Origin of the sequence: Arthrobacter sp. zg-Y1116 (genome assembly GCF_024385485.1) — a bacterium.
In the GTDB taxonomy this organism is placed as follows: domain Bacteria; phylum Actinomycetota; class Actinomycetes; order Actinomycetales; family Micrococcaceae; genus Arthrobacter_B.
In genome coordinates this window covers 609,211-626,962 of record NZ_JANFLR010000001.1, presented here as the reverse complement: position 1 = coordinate 626,962, position 17,752 = coordinate 609,211, and the positions used below count along the sequence as shown (strand labels likewise).

General features: G+C 66.3%; 16 protein-coding genes. 10 read left to right on the top strand and 6 right to left on the bottom strand.

The window, feature by feature from the left end; all coding sequences use genetic code 11:
- Positions 1-53: 53 nt before the first annotated feature.
- Positions 54-773 (bottom strand): hypothetical protein, encoded by a 720-nt coding sequence (locus NNX34_RS02895; protein ID WP_255765028.1) that lies wholly within the window; start codon positions 771-773, stop codon positions 54-56.
- A 220-nt stretch (positions 774-993) separates the two neighbouring features.
- Positions 994-1,533: a YceI family protein gene (locus NNX34_RS02890; protein WP_255765712.1), complete on the bottom strand. Its 540-nt coding sequence runs from the start codon at positions 1,531-1,533 to the stop codon at positions 994-996.
- Between the two features lie 158 nt (positions 1,534-1,691).
- Between NNX34_RS02890 and NNX34_RS02885 the strand changes: the two genes are divergently transcribed.
- The 5 genes from NNX34_RS02885 to ccsB are packed head-to-tail and all read left to right on the top strand — an operon-like array spanning position 1,692 to position 6,664.
- Complete coding sequence (locus NNX34_RS02885; protein ID WP_227919063.1) at positions 1,692-2,354, top strand: histidine phosphatase family protein; 663 nt, start codon at positions 1,692-1,694, stop codon at positions 2,352-2,354.
- Positions 2,355-2,413: 59 nt separating this feature from the next.
- Entirely contained in the window at positions 2,414-3,049 is a 636-nt protein-coding gene (locus NNX34_RS02880) for a TlpA family protein disulfide reductase (protein WP_370646931.1), read from the top strand.
- A gap of 5 nt (positions 3,050-3,054) precedes the next feature.
- Positions 3,055-3,852 carry a cytochrome c biogenesis CcdA family protein gene (locus NNX34_RS02875; RefSeq protein ID WP_255765027.1) on the top strand — a complete coding sequence of 266 codons (798 nt, stop codon included), beginning with the start codon at positions 3,055-3,057 and terminating at the stop codon, positions 3,850-3,852.
- Positions 3,852-5,636 (top strand): cytochrome c biogenesis protein ResB, encoded by a 1,785-nt coding sequence (locus NNX34_RS02870; protein WP_370647210.1) that lies wholly within the window; start codon positions 3,852-3,854, stop codon positions 5,634-5,636. The genes NNX34_RS02875 and NNX34_RS02870 overlap by 1 nt, the downstream gene beginning before the upstream one ends.
- Positions 5,636-6,664 carry a c-type cytochrome biogenesis protein CcsB gene (ccsB, locus tag NNX34_RS02865; RefSeq protein WP_255765026.1) on the top strand — a complete coding sequence of 343 codons (1,029 nt, stop codon included), beginning with the start codon at positions 5,636-5,638 and terminating at the stop codon, positions 6,662-6,664. Before NNX34_RS02870 ends, ccsB begins: the two co-directional genes overlap by 1 nt.
- Positions 6,665-6,790: 126 nt before the next feature.
- On the opposite strand, the gene NNX34_RS02860 is transcribed toward ccsB, so the two are convergent.
- Positions 6,791-7,162 carry a PLD nuclease N-terminal domain-containing protein gene (locus NNX34_RS02860; protein ID WP_255765025.1) on the bottom strand — a complete coding sequence of 124 codons (372 nt, stop codon included), beginning with the start codon at positions 7,160-7,162 and terminating at the stop codon, positions 6,791-6,793.
- Positions 7,163-7,246: 84 nt separating this feature from the next.
- On the opposite strand from NNX34_RS02860, the gene NNX34_RS02855 reads away from it, so the two are divergent.
- Positions 7,247-7,552 carry a DUF4229 domain-containing protein gene (locus NNX34_RS02855; RefSeq protein WP_255765024.1) on the top strand — a complete coding sequence of 102 codons (306 nt, stop codon included), beginning with the start codon at positions 7,247-7,249 and terminating at the stop codon, positions 7,550-7,552.
- A gap of 23 nt (positions 7,553-7,575) precedes the next feature.
- Here NNX34_RS02855 and NNX34_RS02850 read toward each other — a convergent pair whose 3' ends face one another.
- The 3 genes from NNX34_RS02850 to NNX34_RS02840 are packed head-to-tail and all read right to left on the bottom strand — an operon-like array spanning position 7,576 to position 10,606.
- Positions 7,576-8,460: a 1,4-dihydroxy-2-naphthoate polyprenyltransferase gene (locus NNX34_RS02850; protein WP_227919052.1), complete on the bottom strand. Its 885-nt coding sequence runs from the start codon at positions 8,458-8,460 to the stop codon at positions 7,576-7,578.
- 48 nt (positions 8,461-8,508) lie between these two features.
- Positions 8,509-9,645 (bottom strand): AMP-binding protein, encoded by a 1,137-nt coding sequence (locus NNX34_RS02845; protein ID WP_255765023.1) that lies wholly within the window; start codon positions 9,643-9,645, stop codon positions 8,509-8,511.
- A gap of 7 nt (positions 9,646-9,652) precedes the next feature.
- The gene (locus NNX34_RS02840) at positions 9,653-10,606 is read right to left on the bottom strand and encodes a 1,4-dihydroxy-2-naphthoyl-CoA synthase (protein ID WP_255765022.1); all 954 of its coding nucleotides are present in this window, start codon (positions 10,604-10,606) and stop codon (positions 9,653-9,655) included.
- Positions 10,607-10,755: 149 nt separating this feature from the next.
- On the opposite strand from NNX34_RS02840, the gene NNX34_RS02835 reads away from it, so the two are divergent.
- From NNX34_RS02835 to narI, 4 genes are read left to right on the top strand one after another with little or no spacing between them, the layout of a single operon-like run.
- A complete protein-coding gene (locus tag NNX34_RS02835) occupies positions 10,756-14,475 on the top strand; it encodes a nitrate reductase subunit alpha (RefSeq protein WP_255765021.1) in 3,720 nt (1,239 codons plus the stop codon).
- Complete coding sequence (narH, locus tag NNX34_RS02830; RefSeq protein ID WP_255765020.1) at positions 14,475-16,232, top strand: nitrate reductase subunit beta; 1,758 nt, start codon at positions 14,475-14,477, stop codon at positions 16,230-16,232. The genes NNX34_RS02835 and narH overlap by 1 nt, the downstream gene beginning before the upstream one ends.
- On the top strand, positions 16,229-16,927 hold the full coding sequence (narJ, locus tag NNX34_RS02825; RefSeq protein ID WP_255765019.1) for a nitrate reductase molybdenum cofactor assembly chaperone: 699 nt from the start codon (positions 16,229-16,231) through the stop codon (positions 16,925-16,927). Before narH ends, narJ begins: the two co-directional genes overlap by 4 nt.
- Positions 16,924-17,739 carry a respiratory nitrate reductase subunit gamma gene (gene narI / locus NNX34_RS02820; RefSeq protein ID WP_255765018.1) on the top strand — a complete coding sequence of 272 codons (816 nt, stop codon included), beginning with the start codon at positions 16,924-16,926 and terminating at the stop codon, positions 17,737-17,739. The genes narJ and narI overlap by 4 nt, the downstream gene beginning before the upstream one ends.
- The last annotated feature ends 13 nt before the right edge of the window (positions 17,740-17,752 follow it).

Below are 17,752 nucleotides of genomic sequence, written 5' to 3'. Positions count from 1 at the left end.
AACCCGATCCGGCAAGGGAAAAGTCCCGCCGAAACCGACGGGACTCTGCGAACTCAGTAGGGGTAGAGCGGAGCCTTGCGGAAGTACGGGGTGGACGGCCGCAGATACAGCATCACGATCCCGGCAATTCCCAGGAGGCTGGAGGCCAGCGAAATCAGGCTCAGTGGTGAGGTGAAGTAAGCGCCCAGCATGGTGAGGATGCCGATCAGGGAGAAGGCGGCAAACACGGTGCCTAGAATGCGGGCCCAGTTTTTCCCCCTCCGCACAAAGAGCGCGATCAGTAGGTAGATTGCAAAGCCGATCAGGGCCACGACGATGCCAAAGGAAATGAGGAAGGAGCTCACGCCTTCTTCGTCCAAACCGGTTTCCGCGAACGCCTCCTGCTCCTGGGACGTCATGATCGACGGCAGGCTGAAGGAGGTGATGATGTTGTTGATGAGGCTCAGCACGCCTGCCGCAATGATCAACCAGGATCCGATGATGACCTCGCGAGGGGCAGGGCCCTTCGCCGGTTTGACCGGCGGTGCATAGGAGTAGGGCTGGGCGTAGCCGGAGGGCTGGGTGTAGCCGGAGGGACCGGACTTGTCGTAGGGGCCGCCAGGGGCATACTGGCCGTACTGCGGCTCCGGGCGGGAGCCGGGACCGGATCCGGGAAGGGTGAATCCATCGGGATTCGCAGCGCCGCCTGCACCCGCGGGGCTGGTGGGGCCGTCCGGATTGGTCGGGTGGTTGGGCTCGCGCCCTGGCTCGGGAGTGTTTTCTGGTGTGCTCATGTCCGCCTGCTTGCTGGTTGGTGTCTCGAAGCGGCTGGACGAAGGTGCCATCGGCGTGGCCGGGGCGCCCCCGCAGCCAAACATCCAGCGTATCGCGGTGGGGCCGGGACGGTCAGGGGTCCCGGAAAGATGGCCCCGGAGCGCACCCCGGAAAACAGCCCCAAAAAAACGGCCCCGGACCAATGGGTCCGGGGCCGCCCTGTGGGGGGGATATGGGGGTCTAGGCTGCTACGAAGGCCGCGTCGACGTTGATGGTGACCTTGTCGCCCACCAGGACGCCTCCGGTTTCCAGTGCCGCGTTCCAGGTCAGGTCGAAGTCCTTGCGGCTGATCACCGTGCTGGCGGAGAAGCCGGAGCGGGTGGCGCCGAAGGGATCCACGGCCACACCGTTGAACTCCGTGTCCATGACGACGGAGTGGGTGATGCCCTTGATCGTCAGGTCGCCGGTGACCTTGTAGGTGGAGCCGGCGCTTTCAATTCCGGTCGCAGTGAACGTCAGCTCCGGGAACTGCTCGACGTCGAAGAAGTCCGCGCTCTTGACGTGGGCGTCGCGGTTGGCGTCGTTGGAGTTGAAGGAGTCAGCGGCAATGACGGCAGTTACCACGGTGTCAGCCAGGGTCTCGCCGACCACGAGCGTGGCCTCGACCTTGTCGAAGTTGCCGCGGACCTTGCTGATGCCGGCGTGACGGACGGTGAAGCCCACTTCGCTGTGGGAGGCGTCGAAATTCCAGGTTCCGGTGGTGAGGCCGCTGGGGATCATGGAGAGCTCCTTCTGGTAGCGGTGCTGCCGGGAGGCCCCGACGGCACTTTCATGCATTTGCATACAGTGTTGCACGGTTTGGTTAAAGGTTCAAGTGAAATGGGCCTGTCGATTTCGAAGATTTAGCTGACGGCTCCAACTCTGCGAAACTGGGACACATGTCCCGCTCATCCATACACCTCGTGCGCCACGGTGAAGTCTTCAATCCGGACAAGGTCCTTTACGGACGCCTTCCGGAGTTCCATTTGTCCGACCTCGGGCGCCAGATGGCGGACCGGGTGGCGGAACACTTCATCGAAGAGCGCAGCAAGGGGGCCAACCTGGTCTACCTGGTTGCTTCGCCGCTGACCCGGGCCCAAGAGACCGCCGCCCCGCTGGCGGCCGGACTGAACCTGGAGATCGCCACGGACGAGCGGATTATTGAGGCGGAAAACCGCTTTGAGGGTATGTCCCGCATCAAGAGCCAGCTGCGCAATCCGCGCTACTGGCCGCTCCTGCGCAATCCCATGCGGCCTTCCTGGGGGGAGCCGTACGCCAAGCAGGTTGCCCGTGTGATGTCCGCCGTTGATGATGCGCGGATGCGCGCCGTGGAACTCGGCGGAGATGATGCCGAAGCCGTTTTGGTCAGCCACCAGCTGCCGATCTGGGTCACCCGGCTCGCCGCCGAGGGGCGGAAGCTCTGGCATGACCCCCGCCAGCGCGAGTGCACATTGACCTCCGTCACCACCCTGGAGTTCGACGGTGCCGTACTCACCGGCGTGCGCTACGCCGAGCCCAGCGCGGACCTCCTTCCCGGTGCAGCAAATGTTCCGGGAGCATAATAGAATTACTACGCGTTGTAGAAGTGGCTCCTCCCTGCCGCGATGAAAGCTGGAAATCCTTGAAGAACCGCACACGCCCTGCTGAGCCGGAAGCCCTTGGACGCCGTTCCTTCCTTCGGCTCGGTGCCGGGCTGGCCCTCGCCGTCCCCTTTGCCGCAGCTGCCGCCGGCTGTTCCACGGATGACCCCCTGGCCGAGCAGGCCAACGCTGGAGACAACAAGAACTACATTGCCGGAGACGGCTCCGTCACTGAATACGACGCCGCCGAACGCGGCGAAGCGGTGCAGTTCTCCGGTTCCCTGTTCGACGGCACCGAGGTTACCTCCGCCGACTGGGCGGGCGACGTCGTCGTACTCAACTTCTGGTACGCGGCCTGCGCCCCGTGCCGGAAGGAAGCCCCGGACCTGGTGGAGCTGCACGATGAGTTCGCCGGTGCCGGTGCCCGCTTCTACGGCGTGAATATCCGGGACGAGAAGGCCACCGCGGAAGCCTTCGAACGGAACTTCAACATTCCGTACCCCAGTTTCCGGGACAAGGACGGCGGCGTGCTGCTGGCCATGACCAACTTCGTTCCGCCGTCGGCCGTACCCACCACGCTGGTGCTGGACCGGCAGGGCCGCGTGGCTGCCCGCATCCTCGGACTGGCAGACAAGGGCACCTTGAAGGCCCTGATCAGCGACTCGCTGGCAGCGTAGGGACAGTGTCCTTCCTTACTGCCGTCGTGGCCCCGGTGACCGAGTCCACCGCCAATACCTTTGCCGACACCGTCCTGAACGGGTCCGTCCTGCTGGCTATCCCCGTGGCTGCCCTCGCAGGCCTCGTATCCTTCCTTTCCCCCTGTGTGCTGCCCCTGGTTCCGGGCTACCTCGGCTATGTCACCGGGTTGACCGGCGTCGACCTGCAAAAGCAGCGGCGGGGACGGATGTTCGCCGGCATTGGATTGTTCGTGCTCGGCTTCTCCGTGGTCTTCGTGGCCCTGGGCGCCGGAATCGGACAGCTGGGTGCGTGGTTGAAAGGCTCCGAACAGGCGTGGATCTCGCAGGTCCTCGGCCTCGTTGTGATCCTGCTGGGCATCGTGTTTATGGGCGGCATGAGCTGGTTCCAGCGGGACCGCAAGATCGAAGCCAAGCCGCCGGCCGGGCTCTGGGGAGCTCCGGTGCTCGGCATCACCTTCGGGCTGGGCTGGGCACCGTGCATCGGCCCCACGCTTTCGGCAGTCCAGCTGCTTTCCTTCTCCGGCAGCGACGCCAGTGCCGCAAAGGGAGCCCTGCTGACCTTCGTGTACTGCCTCGGACTGGGGCTGCCTTTCCTGCTCATTGCCGTCGGGTTCCGCCGCGGCATGGGAGCCCTTGGCGTCTTCCGCCGGCACCGGCTGGCCCTGCAGCGTTTCGGGGGCGGCATGCTGATTGCCCTGGGCCTGTTGATGGTCAGCGGAGTCTGGAACCAGTGGATCAACCAGCTCCAAGGTTGGTTGGGTAACGTGACCCTGCCGATCTGATGCCGAAACCCAGTGAAGAACAGACGACCAATGAGAACACCTTGACCCCGGGACCGGATGACGTGACAGACAAAGCAACAACGCCCCGCCCGTCCAACCCCCGCCCTGCCAAGGGACGCCGGGATGACGTTGCGCTGCCCGCCCTGGGGCTGCTTGGCACGCTGCGCTGGGCCTGGAACCAGCTGACCAGCATGAAGACGGCGCTGTTCCTGCTGCTGCTGCTCGCCGTCGCCGCCGTGCCCGGATCACTGTTTCCGCAGCGCCCCGCCGATCCCTCGGTAGTCACGCAGTACATCAAGGACAATCCCGAAACCGGGCCCTGGCTGGACCGCTTCCAGCTTTTCGACGTGTATTCCTCCGTCTGGTTCTCGGCGATCTACCTGCTGCTGTTCATCTCGCTGATCGGCTGCGTGATTCCCCGGGCCAAGGCCCACTTCAAGGCCATGCGTTCCAAGCCTCCGCGCACCCCGAGCCGTCTCTCCCGGATGCCCGAATACGGCACGCTGACGGTTCCGGCGTCGATGTCTATGACGCCGGCCGAAGCCGTGCGCGACGCCGCGAAGATCCTGCGCCGCCGCGGTTACCGTGTGGATGTCCGGGACGCGGACGGCGACCGACCCTCCGTCGGAGCCGAACGGGGCTTCGCCAAGGAACTGGGCAACCTGGTGTTCCACACCAGCCTGATCGGCGTCCTGGCCTGCGTGGCTCTGGGCGGGTTGTTCGGCTACAGCGGACAGAAGATCGTGGTGGAGGGGGAGTCCTTCGTCAACACCCTCGTCAGCTACGACACCTTCACGCCCGGCTCCAACTTCACCGAAGCCCAGCTGAGCCCCTATTCGCTGACACTGGACGACTTCCAGATCGAGTTCGACCGCGAATCCGAGACCCACTACGGACAGCCCCTGGACTTCACGGCGAACGTGACCGTGAAAGAAGACCCCGAGGCCGAGCCCGAGGAACAGGTCCTGAAGGTCAACTCGCCCCTGACGCTGGGCGGCACCCGGGTGTACCTGGTGGGCAACGGCTACGCCCCGGTAGTGACCGTGCGCGACGGCGAGGGCAACGTGGCGCTGGAAGGCCCGGTCGTGGCCGTTCCCACCGACGCCATGTACACCTCCCTTGCCGTGATCAAGGCCCCGGACGCCAAGCCGGACCAGCTCGGCTTCGTCGGATTCTTCCTGCCCACCGCCATGATCGACGAAGCCGGAGTCAGCTACTCCGGCGACCCGGATCCGATCAACCCCCAGCTGAACCTCAACTCCTACTACGGCGACCTGGGGCTGGACGAAGGTGTGCCCTCCAACGTCTACGTGCTGGAAACCGAAGACCTGACCCCGCTGAACAACCGCGACCTCGACGCCGGCGGCATTGTGCTGGGCGCCAACCAGACCTACGAACTCCCCGACGGCAAGGGATCCATCACCTTCGACGGCCTCAAACGGTACGCCGCCCTGGACATCCACTACGATCCGGGAAAGACCGGCGTCCTGGTGTTTGCCGTGCTCTCCCTGTCCGGTCTGGCTGCCTCGCTGTTCCTGGCACGTCGGCGGGTCTGGGTGCGGGCAGGCCAGCATCCCGACGGACGGGTCATGGTCGAATACGGGCTGCTGGCCCGGGGCGAAGATCCCCGGCTGACCAGTGAAGCAGCTGCGCTCCGCGGACTGTTCGCGGAGAAGTGGTTGGCACGGCAGGACGCAGAAGGACAGAATGTTGGACGGGCCACCGTCTCCGCAAACGCAACGGCGGACAGCAATGCCGCAGAAAATCCAGGTAAGGACCAGTAATGCCCTCCATCGATTACACCCTCGCCCTTTACAGTGAGCGCTTTATGCTGCTGGCGGCGTTCGCCTACACGGTCGCCTTCCTGGCGTTCGCGTGGGACCTGGCAAAGAGCAGCAAGACCATCCGGGCGGTGGAGAGCCGGCTGGAACAGAAGACCGCCGTGCGTGAAGCCGTTCCCGCCGGCTCCGGCAACGGCTTCGCCCGGGACTGGGATGCCGACGGCAGCCGCGAGGCACAGACCGCTGACAGCGCCATGGGCTACACCGGTCCGCGGCGCAACGCAGCCCGGGTAGGCGTTGCCCTGACCGTGCTGGCCGCAGCCGTCCACGCGGCCGGCGTCATCACCCGCGGCATGGCCGCGCACCGGGTTCCCTGGGGCAACATGTACGAGTTCTGCACTACGGGCGCCCTGGTGGTGGCCGTGGTGTTCCTGCTGGTGCTGACCCGCCGGGACCTGCGCTTCCTCGGCACCGTGGTGGTGGGCCTGGTGCTGGTTATGATGATGGCCGCCACCATCGGGTTCCCGACGCCGGTGGCGCACCTGGTTCCCGCGCTGCAGAGCTACTGGCTGATCATCCACGTTTCGGTTGCCGTGATTGCGTCCGCACTGTTCACGCTGACGTTCGCCATGTCCGTCCTGCAGCTCCTGCAGGCGGACCGCGAAACCCGGATCCGCTCCGGCCGCAAGGAACGTCTGCCGTTCATGCGCATCGTGCCCTCCGCGCAGAGCCTGGAAAACCTGTCCTACCGCATCAACGCAGTGGCTTTCGTATTGTGGACCTTCACCCTCATGGCCGGCTCCATCTGGGCCGAACAGGCGTGGGGCCGGTACTGGGGCTGGGACACCAAGGAAGTCTGGACCTTCGTTATCTGGGTGGTCTACGCAGGCTACCTGCACGCCCGTGCCACCCGCGGCTGGACCGGAACCCGTTCCGCCTGGCTGTCGATCGTCGGCTACCTCTGCGTGGTCTTCAACTTCACGATCGTCAACATGTTCTTCTCCGGCCTGCACAGCTACTCCGGCGTCTAACTCAACCCGGGTCCAGCCCACAAGGGCTTGGCTGCCCGGCCCCGCAGGCATGGAAAGACCCGTTCCGGGACATCCGGAACGGGTCTTTTTATGTGCAGCTATGGCTGCGAAGTTGCTGCAGGGGCCTCAGGCGCCGGGCTTGCCGTCGTCGTTCTGTTTGTCCCTGCCTTCTTCCTTGGCCCGCAGCGCGGCCTCCCGGGCCCGCAGCTCGGCTTCCTTCTGTGCCTGGCGGCGCCGGACCTCGAGATTGCGCAGGAACTCCGGATCGTCGTCGGGCGCCGAGGGGCGCCGCGGCTCGCGCGGGCCGGGCCCGGCGGAGGGCCGGCCGAACAGGAACCAAAGCACTGCGCCCAGGACCGGAATGAGGACGATGGTGAACATCCAGGACACCTTGGAGATGCTGCGCACCTCGTTTGCCCGGGACATGAGGCAGTCGATAACGGCGTAAATGATCACGGCAGCGACGATGATGACGCCGAACAAGACAAGACGGGGCATACGGACATTGTAGTGGAGGGCACGGTCCGTGGCGTCGGATGGACGGAAGGAACACCGGGGACGCCGAGCGCCTAGAATGAAGGCGTGGCTTTCTGGAAATTTACTGCTCTCCGCCTGGGTTTGGTGGCCGTCTTCTTCGTGATCTGCATGGTGCTGCAACTCGGCCTCCTGCTCTCGGCGCTTGCCGCCGCCGTCCTGGCCTGGTGCGTGACCTACCTGTTTGCCCGCGATATGCGGGACGAAGCGGCCCGTACGGTACAGCGGCGCTTCACCGAGGAACGTGCACCCAAGCGCAACCGCGGCGAACTGGATGATTCCGCGGCGGAGGACACCTTGGTGGCCGAGAACCCGGACGTGCAGATCGACAACGACCGCCGCCGCGACGCCTAGCCTGCCGCGGCGACGCGGTAAACCTAGGCCAGCAGCCGCGTGAGGACGAGTCCGGCGCCGTAGAGCACGCTGAAGCCGAGGTTGATCAGACCGGTGTGCTTCAGGACCGGGATCAGGCTGGAACCCTTTTTACCCGTGAGCATCAGCCCGCAGGGCAGGATGCACGCCGGAATGAGCAGCAGCACCAGCAGGATCCACGGGTAGCTGCCCGCGATGAAGAGCGGCAGCAGCAGCGCCAGGGCCAGCATCATCACGTAGCTGATCCGTGCCGCACCGTCGCCCAGCCGCACGGCGAGGGTCCGCTTGCCGGCCACCCGGTCCGTGGGGATGTCCCGGACGTTGTTGGCCATCAGCAGGGCCATGGCGATCAGGCCGGTGCCGATGGCGCCCAGCACCGAGGCTGTGTTGATTTCCAGCGCCTGCGTGTAGGTGGTGCCCAGCGTGGCCACCAGTCCGAAGAACACAAAGACGAAGATGTCGCCCAGCCCCCGGTAGCCGTAGGGGTTCTTCCCGCCGGTGTAGCCCCAGGCAGCGGCAACGCAGCCGATGCCCACGAGGATCAGGTACGGCGTGCCGGCCAGGACCACGAGGGCCACTCCCGCCAGCATGGCGGCGGCGAAGCAACCGAACGCCGCGTACTTGACCTGCTTCGGGGACGCCAGCCGGGAACCGGTCAGCCGCAGCGGCCCCACCCGGTTGTCATCCGTGCCGCGGATGCCGTCCGAATAATCGTTCGCGTAGTTCACGCCCACCTGCAGCAGTACGGCAATCAGGGCGGCCAGGACGGCACGGACGGGAGAGAAACCCCCGAGGTCGTACGCGGCGGCGGATCCGATAATGACCGGCGCGATTGCCATCGGCAGCGTCCTGGGGCGGGCGCCTTCTAACCATTGGGCGGCTGTAGCCACGGTGTTGTTCCTTAGTTCTTGAGTTGAGACAGGTGCGTAAAAGACGGGTCAGTGCCGCGCGGCGGCCAGCAGCCGCAGCAGCGTCATGCGGTCCGCCTTGCCGTTGGGCAGCAAGGGCAGGGATTCAAGCAGCAGGACCACCTTCGGGACGGCAGCGGCGCCCAGCCGGGAGCGGACGGCATCTCGGATCAGTTCGGGGTCCACGCTGCCCACGACGGCGGCGCCCACCCGGGAGCCCCATTCGGCGTCGTCCAGGCCCAGCACAAAGGCCTGGTCGACGCCGGCAACCGTCTCCACTGCCTCGGCCACGGCCTGCGCGGAGACCTTGATCCCGCCGCTGACAATGACGTCGTCCAGCCTGCCGGAGACGGTGACCCTGCCGGCGTCATCCACTGTGCCGGTGTCATCCGTGCGGAACCAGCGGCGTCCGGAGTTGAACCGGAAACGGTCCTCGGTCAGGTCCGGCCGGCCCATGTACCCGTCCGAAAGGACGTCACCGGCAATCCAGAGGCGCCCCTCCCACCGGATGACGTCGACGCCGGGCAGCGGCACGCCGTCGTAAACGCACCCGCCGCAGGTTTCGCTCATCCCGTATGTGGTCACAATGTTCAGCCCGTAGCCGCGGGCCTTTTCCAGCAGGGGAGCGCCGGCCGGAGCGCCGCCGAGCAGGATGGCGTTGAACCGGCGCAGTACGCGCAGGGTTTCCGGCGCCGGATCCTGCAGCAGGCGGTGGAGCTGGGTGGGCACCAGCGAGGTGAAGCGGTTGCGGTCTGTCATGTCCTCGGCGGCGCGGGTGAACACCTCGGCGCTGAACGGCACGGACAGGTCCATGAAGACCGGCTGCGTCCCGGCGTACAGGGAGCGGACCAGGACCTGGATGCCGGCAATGTAGTTGACCGGCAGGGCCGCCAGCCACTGCCCGTCCGCCTTCAGGGCCATGGCGGTGGCCATCGAGGACGCAGCCAGCGCGTCCGTGCTGAGCATGGTCTGCTTCGGGGTGCCGGTGGAGCCGGAGGTGCTCACCACCAGGGCAATGTCGTCATTGGGCAGTTCGCCCTCGAACGTCTGGTCCGGATCGGTGTGCGGCGCCACCGCGGGGCCTTCACCGGCCAAGGCATCGGCAAGCGGGGAGAGGAGCATGCCGGCGTCGAAGCCGGGGGTAATCAGGACTGGGAGCAGTTCCAAGGGGGTCCTAGAAGTAGTAGGGGAACGAGGACCAGTCCGGGTCGCGTTTGGCAAGGAATGCTTCCTTGCCCTCCACCGCCTCGTCCGTCATGTAGGCCAGCCGCGTCGCCTCGCCGGCAAAGACCTGCTGCCCGGCCAGGCCGTCGTCGGCCAGGTTGAAGGCGAACTTGAGCATCCGGATGGCCTGCGGCGACTGCCGGGCAATGTCTGCGGCGTATTCCAGGGCGACCTTTTCGAGGTCCGCGTGGTCTACGGCTTCGTTGACGGCGCCCATGGCCACCATCTCCTCGGCGGAGTACTCCCGGGCGAGGAAGAAGATCTCGCGGGCCTTTTTCTGCCCGATCTGCCGGGCCAGGAGCGCCGAGCCGTAACCGGCGTCGAAGCTGCCCACGGTCGCGTCGGTCTGCTTGAACTTGCCGTGCTGGCGCGAGGCGATGGTCAGGTCCGAGACCACGTGCAGGCTGTGGCCGCCGCCGGCTGCCCAGCCGTTCACGACACTGATGACCACCTTGGGCATGGTGCGCATCAGGCGCTGCACTTCCAGGATGTGCAGCCGGCCGGCGCGCGCCGGGTCGATGGTTTCCTTTGTTTCTCCCTCGGCGTACCGGTACCCGTCTCGGCCGCGGATCCGCTGGTCCCCGCCGGAGCAGAAGGAGTGGCCGCCGTCCTTGGGGGAGGGGCCGTTGCCGGTGAGCAGGACGGTGGCGACGTCGGGCGTCATCCGGGCGTGGTCCATGGCCCGGTACAGCTCGTCCACGGTGCCCGGACGGAAGGCATTGCGGACCTCCGGCCGGTTGAACGCGATACGCACGGTCGGCAGGTCACGCACGACTGCGCCGTCGGCGTCGCGCTCCACCTGGCGGTGGTACGTCATGTCCTGCAGGTCCTCGAACCCGGAAACGAGACGCCACTGCTGCGGGTCGAAGATATCGGACACCTGTACTGGAAGTTCTGTGCTCACAAACCGAGTTTATCGCCAGTGGGCAAAACCGCCGGACGGCGGGCTCCCGTCCGGCGAAGCACCCGCCCGGGCACCGGTGTGCCCGGCTCCGGGGCCAGTTCTCCGCTTACCCCTGTCGGGTCCGTGCGCCCTGCCCCAAGCTTGTAGGTATGGCTGGCTCCGTTTCGGGGATCGATGGCCCCGCATCCGATGCAATGCTCTCTCTCGGCAGGTTCTTCACCCGGTGGGATGAAACGGGTGACGGACGGGCCGTGTTCCGGGAAGGCGGCCGTGAGGGGGACGCCTTCTACCGGAACCGGTGGAGCCACGACAAGGTGGTGCGCTCCACCCACGGCGTGAACTGCACGGGCTCCTGTTCGTGGAAGGTGTACGTCAAGGACGGGATCATCACCTGGGAGGCGCAGGAAACCGACTATCCCTCGGTGGGGCCGGACCGGCCGGAGTATGAGCCCCGCGGCTGCCCGCGCGGTGCGGCCTTTTCCTGGTACACCTATTCCCCCACCAGGGTCCGGTTCCCCTACATCCGCGGGGTGCTGCTGGAAATGTACCGGGAGGCCAGACAGCGCACGGGGGACCCGGTGCTGGCCTGGGAAGAGATCGTGAATGATCCGCAGCGCCGCCGGACGTACCAGCAGGCCCGCGGCAAGGGCGGGCTGGTGCGCTCCAGCTGGGCCGAAGCCCTGGAGATGACGGCCGCAGCGCACATTTCGACGATCAAAAACTACGGACCGGACCGCTGCACGGGCTTCTCGCCGATTCCGGCCATGTCCATGGTGTCGCACGCGGCCGGAGCGCGGTTCATCAACCTCATCGGCGGGGTGATGAACAGCTTCTACGACTGGTATGCGGACCTTCCCGTGGCCAGCCCGCAGGTGTTCGGCGACCAGACGGACGTCCCCGAATCCGGGGACTGGTGGGATGCCACCTACCTGATGATGTGGGGCTCCAACATCCCGGTGACGCGCACCCCGGATGCGCACTGGATGGTGGAAGGGCGCTACCGCGGGACCAAGGTGGTCTCCGTCAGCCCCGACTATGCAGACAACACGAAGTTCGCGGACGAATGGCTGCCGGCCGCCGCCGGCTCCGACGGCGCGCTCGCCATGGCCATGGGACACGTGATCCTCAAGGAAAACTTCGTGGACCGGCGCGTGCCGTTCTTCGAAGGCTACGTGCTGCAGTACACCGACCTGCCGTTCCTCGTCACGCTCGAGGAGCGGGACGACGGCACCGTGGTCCCCGGAAAGTTCCTCACCGCCGCGGACCTGGGACGCCGCGAAGCCAAGGCCTCCGACTCCGCGTTCAAGACGGTCCTGCTGGACCGCGAGGCCGGCACACCGGTAGTGCCCAACGGATCGGTGGGCTTCCGGTACAACGAGGCCGACGCCGGCAAGTGGAACCTCGACCTGCAGGGCGTGGTGCCGGCACTGTCCATCGCGGATGCCGCGAGCGTCCGGCAGGGGACCAGCCGGGTGGACCTGCCCGCCTTTACGGACCCCGGGGGCACGGGGTCCGTCCTGCGCCGCGGCGTGCCGGTGACCACCGTGGCGGGAAAAACCGTCACCACCGTGTTCGATCTGATGCTTGCCCAGTACGGACTCGGGCGGAACGGCCTGCCGGGGGACTGGGCGGCGGGCTACGACGACGCCGCAACCCCTTACACTCCGGCGTGGCAGCAGGAGGTCACCAACGTGGCCCCCGAGGCAGTGATCCGCACGGCCCGGGACTTCGCGGCCAACGCGGAGAAGTCGAACGGCCGGTCCATGATCATCCTCGGCGCCGGCATCTGCCAGTGGTACCACGGGGACGTGACCTACCGGGCCATCCTGGCTCTGCTGATGCTCTGCGGCTGCCAGGGCCGCAACGGCGGCGGCTGGGCGCACTACGTGGGCCAGGAAAAGTGCCGCCCCATCACCGGCTGGGCGGCCATGGCTTCGGCCGGGGACTGGAACCGGCCGCCGCGCTTTATGATCGGCACCGCGTTCTGGTACATGCATACCGACCAGTTCCGTTCCGACGGCTATTCCTCCGACTCGATGCAGTCACCCCTGGCCAGCGGACACCTGCGCGGTCTGCACACCGCCGACGTCATCGCGAAGTCCACCCGGATGGGCTGGATGCCTTTCTTCCCCCAGTTCGATGCGAAGAACTCCCTCGATGTTGCCGACGAGGCGGCTGCAGGGGTGGCCCGGGGCGAGGCGCCCGACGAGCCGGGGTGGGTGGCGCAGCAACTCAAGGACGGGCGGCTGCGGTTTGCCGTGGAGGACGTGGACGCTCCGGAAAACTGGCCGAGGACGCTGATCCTGTGGCGGTCGAACCTGCTGGGCTCCTCCGCCAAGGGGGAGGAGTATTTCCAGAAACACCTGCTCGGCACGCTGAACAACGTGATGGGCGCGGATCACAGCGAGTCCCGGCCGCGCGACGTCGTCTGGCGTGAAGACGCGCCGCAGGGCAAGCTCGATCTGCTGGTTTCCGCCGACTTCCGGATGACGAGCTCCACGCTGCTGTCCGACGTCGTGTTTCCCGCTGCCACCTGGTACGAGAAATACGACCTTTCCTCCACGGACATGCACCCCTACGTGCACGCGTTCACGCCCGCCATCCCGCCGCCGTGGGAAGCGAAGACGGATTACGACCTGTTCCGCCTGCTCTCGGAGGAGTTCTCCCGGCAGGCCGCCACGCACCTCGGCGTGCGGAAGGACATGGTGGCCACGGCGCTGACCCATGACACGCCCGGAGAGATCGCGCAGCCCGGCGGGAACGCCCCGGACTGGAAGGGCACCGACATCCCCGCGGTTCCGGGAAAGAACCTGCCCTCCCTTGCCGTGGTGGAGCGGGACTATACGGCCATCGCCGAGAAGTTCGCCGCCGTCGGACCGCTGGCGGACAAACTGGGATTCACCACCAAATACGTCAAGTACGACGTGACGCGGCCCTTGGAACAGCTGGCCCGCAAGCACGGCGTCTTTGACCGGGGTGCAGCGGCGGGCCGCCCGGCCGTGGACACCGACGCCCGCATGGCCGAGGCGATCCTGCTCCTCTCCGGTACCACTAACGGGGAACTGGCCGTGCAGGGGTTCCGGACCCTGGAGAAACGGACCGGAACGCCGCTCGTGGATCTGGCCGAGGGTGCCGAGGACCGGCAGATCACCTTCCGAGACACCCAGGACCGGCCGACGCCGGTGCTGACCTCCCCGGAGTGGTCCGGCTCCGAGACCGGGGGCCGGCGCTACGCACCGTTCACGATCAACATCGAACGGCTCAAGCCCTTCCACACCCTGACCGGGCGGATGCATTTCTTCCTCGACCATGACTGGATGCTGGACATGGGCGAGGCCCTGCCGATCTACCGGCCTCCGCTGGACATGCACCGCCTGTTCGGGGAACCGCAGCTGGGCACCCGCGGGGAGCTCTCCGTGGCAGTGCGCTACCTGACCCCGCACAACAAGTGGTCCATCCACTCCGAATACCAGGACAACCTGCTGATGCTCTCGCTGTCCCGCGGCGGAACCTCGGTTTGGATGAGCCCGCAGGACGCCGCCCTGATCGAGGTATCGGACAACGAGTGGGTGGAATGCGTGTCCAACTCCGGGGTGCTGGTGGGCCGGGCGATTGTCAGCAGCCGGATGCCGGCCGGAGTGATTTACGTCTACCACGCGCAGGAACGCATCATCGATGTGCCCAAGTCCGAAGCCACCGGCCGGCGCGGCGGCATCCACAACTCCGTGACCCGGATCCTGGTCAAACCCACCCACATGATCGGCGGGTATGCCCAGCTGTCCTGGGCCTTCAACTATCTCGGCCCCACCGGCAACCAGCGGGACATTGTCTCCGTGGTGCGTAAACGTTCCCAGGAGGTGCAGTACTGATGCGGATCATGGCGCAGACAGCAATGGTGATGGCGCTGGACAAGTGCATCGGCTGCCACACCTGTTCGGTGACCTGCAAACAGGCCTGGACCAACCGGGCCGGCACCGAGTACGTGTGGTTCAACAACGTGGAAACCCGGCCCGGGCAGGGGTATCCGCGCAGGTACGAAGACCAGGAGCGGTGGAAGGGCGGCTGGGAGCTGAACAACCGCGGCAGGCTAAAGCTCAAAGCCGGCGGGAGGCTGGCCAAGCTCTTCGGCATCTTTGCCAGCCCGGTCCAGCCGGAGCTGAACGACTACTACGAGCCCTGGACCTACGACTACGAAAACCTGATCAACGCACCGGCCGGCAACGACTTTCCCGTGGCCAAGCCCAAGTCCCTGATCACCGGCAAGGACATGAAAATCACCTGGTCGGCCAACTGGGACGATGACCTGGGCGGGTCCGAGCGCACCGGCGGGCAGGACCCGGTGCTGGAGAAAATGCGCCGGGACGCGGAGGAGAAGGTGAAGCTGGAATTCGATTCCACCTTCATGTTCTATCTGCCGAGGATCTGCGAGCACTGCCTGAATCCCTCCTGCATGGCTTCCTGCCCATCGGGCGCAATCTACAAACGCGAAGAGGACGGCATTGTGCTGGTGGACCAGGACCGCTGCCGGGGCTGGCGGCAGTGCATCACCGGCTGCCCGTACAAGAAGATGTACTTCAACCACCGCTCCGGCAAGGCGGAGAAGTGCACGTTCTGCTATCCGCGCATCGAGGTGGGCATCCCCACGGTCTGCGCCGAAACGTGTGTGGGCCGGCTGCGGTACATCGGGATCTTCCTGTACGACGCCGACCGGGTCACCGAAGCCGCGTCCGTGCCCAACGAGCAGGACCTCTACGAGGCGCAGCTGGACCTGATGATGGACCCCAATGATCCGGAGGTCATTGCCGGCGCCCGGGCCGAAGGCATCCCGGAGGACTGGCTGGACGCCGCGCGGCGCTCGCCGGTCTACGCCCTGGCCAAGGAAATGCGGGTGGCGCTGCCGCTGCACCCCGAATACCGCACGATGCCGATGGTCTGGTACGTGCCGCCGCTGTCCCCGATCGTGGACGTGTTGAAGGAGCAGGGGCACGACGGCGAAGCGGCGGAGAATCTCTTCGGCGCCATCGAGGCCCTGCGGATTCCGGTGGAATACCTCGCCGAACTGTTCACAGCAGGGGACACGGACCTGGTCACCGCAGTGCTGCGGAAACTCGCCGCCATGCGCGCCTACATGCGGAACATCACCCTGGGTGATGAGCCTGACGAGCGGATCGCGGCCGACGTCGGCATGACCGGCGCGCAGATTGTCGCGATGTACCGGCTGATGGCCATTGCGAAGTACGAGGAGCGGTACGTGATTCCCGCCGCGCACGCGGAGGACGCGCACAACCTTGAGGAGATCGGCTGTTCCCTGGATGTGGAGGGCGGCCCCGGGATGGGGCAGACAGGGGTCTTCGGCGAGGCTTCCGGGCGGCCGATGCCCGTGGCGGTGGAGAACTTCGAGGCCCTGCAGGCCCGGCAGCGCGGGGAGGACCCGACGGGCAACGGCAACCTGGGCGGGCGGGTGAACCTGCTCAACTGGGATGGACGGGGCTCTCCGCAGGGGTTGTTTCCGGCCAACAACAACCGCGGCGCACCCGATGAGGGTGCCGGCGAGGGCATGGGCGCGGGCTACGACCAGGCTGAGGGCGACGGGCCCGGTTCGGATCAAGGCAGGGCTGATAAATGAGCCTGCTGGAGAAGCTGCTCGGCAAACCCGGGAAGGGCACCCTGGCGCCCGAGCCCTACGCCGATGCCCGGCCGGGCCGCAGCCGGGTGATCCGGCAGGCCGCTGCCCTGCTGCTCGAATACCCGGACGAGCAGCTGGTGGAACTGATCCCGGGAATCCGCGCGGCCCTGGCTGAAGCCGGGGCACCGGCGGAGGAGCTGGAGCCGCTCTTCGCCTGGCTGTCGTCCCGGCCGCTGCCGGATGTGCAGGCGGCCTATGTGCAGGAATTCGACCTGTCCAAGCGGCACAGCCTGCACCTGACCTACTGGACCGACGGGGATACCCGCCGCCGGGGCGAGGCACTCGCCGCCTTCAAGGAGATCTACCGCTCCCACGGTGTGCTGCCGGAAGGCACCGAGCTGCCGGACTACCTGCCCCTGGTGCTGGAATTCGCCGCCAAGGTTTCTCCGGAGGACGGTTACGAACTGCTGCAGCGCTACCGTCCGTCAGTGGAACTGCTCCGGCTGGCCCTGCGGGACGACGACCTGCCCTACGAGGGCGTCCTCACCCTGGTCTGCTCCACCCTTCCCGGTGTGTCACCTGAGACCCAGGCCGCCGTGATGCGTACGGCGGGCTACGGCCCGCCCACCGAAACCGTGGGGCTGGAACCGTACAGCTCCCGGCTGCTGCCGGTGAGCGAAAGGAGCCACCCATGACTGCCGTACCCGCACCGCTGGACGTGCCGCCGCCGGGGAACGTGCAGGTGGGTGTGGACGACGTCATGCTTTGGGGAGTGCTGCCCTATCTGGTGCTGGCCATCCTGGTGCTCGGCTCCATCTGGCGGTACCGGTATGACCAGTTCGGCTGGACCACCCGGTCATCCCAGCTCTACGAGTCCCGGCTGCTGCGCATCGCTTCCCCGCTCTTCCACTTCGGGATCCTGGCGGTGATTGTGGGGCATTTCGTCGGATTGGTGATTCCGAAAACCTGGATGGATGCGATCGGGCTCAACGAGGACACCTACCATTTCTTTGCCCTGAGCGTGGGCATCCTGGCGGGCGTAGCCACGCTGGTGGGGATAGTGCTGTTGATTTACCGACGCCGGACCACCGGCCCGGTCTTCATGGCCACCACCCGCAATGACAAAGGGATGTACATCTTCCTCCTGGCTGCGATCCTGACCGGACTCGCGACCACGGTCTTTTCCGTTTTCGACACGAACATCGTCAACTACCGGGACACCGTGGCGCCGTGGTTCCGCTCCATCTTCATCCTGCAGCCCGACATCACGGGAATGACGGCTGCCTCCATGTCCTTCAAGATCCATACGGTCTTCGGGCTGGTGCTCTTTGCCCTCTGGCCCTTCACCCGGCTGGTCCATGCGTTTACCGCGCCCGTGCACTACCTGTTCCGGCCCTACATCGTCTACCGCTCACGGGGCCGGCGGCCGGTTCCGGGGGCTAGGACGCCGCGCGGCGGCTGGGACCCCGTGGGGACCCCCGACCGGGACCGCCCGGGCACACCTTAGGAACCGAGTTCAT

Coding starts and splice junctions, on each gene's coding strand:
- NNX34_RS02895 (WP_255765028.1), bottom strand. CDS start 773: ATGAGCACACCAGAAAACACTCCCGAGCCAGGGCGCGAGCCCAACCAC.
- NNX34_RS02890 (WP_255765712.1), bottom strand. CDS start 1,533: ATGATCCCCAGCGGCCTCACCACCGGAACCTGGAATTTCGACGCCTCC.
- NNX34_RS02885 (WP_227919063.1), top strand. CDS start 1,692: ATGTCCCGCTCATCCATACACCTCGTGCGCCACGGTGAAGTCTTCAAT.
- NNX34_RS02870 (WP_370647210.1), top strand. CDS start 3,852: ATGCCGAAACCCAGTGAAGAACAGACGACCAATGAGAACACCTTGACC.
- ccsB (WP_255765026.1), top strand. CDS start 5,636: ATGCCCTCCATCGATTACACCCTCGCCCTTTACAGTGAGCGCTTTATG.
- NNX34_RS02860 (WP_255765025.1), bottom strand. CDS start 7,162: ATGCCCCGTCTTGTCTTGTTCGGCGTCATCATCGTCGCTGCCGTGATC.
- NNX34_RS02835 (WP_255765021.1), top strand. CDS start 10,756: ATGGCTGGCTCCGTTTCGGGGATCGATGGCCCCGCATCCGATGCAATG.
- narH (WP_255765020.1), top strand. CDS start 14,475: ATGCGGATCATGGCGCAGACAGCAATGGTGATGGCGCTGGACAAGTGC.
- narJ (WP_255765019.1), top strand. CDS start 16,229: ATGAGCCTGCTGGAGAAGCTGCTCGGCAAACCCGGGAAGGGCACCCTG.
- narI (WP_255765018.1), top strand. CDS start 16,924: ATGACTGCCGTACCCGCACCGCTGGACGTGCCGCCGCCGGGGAACGTG.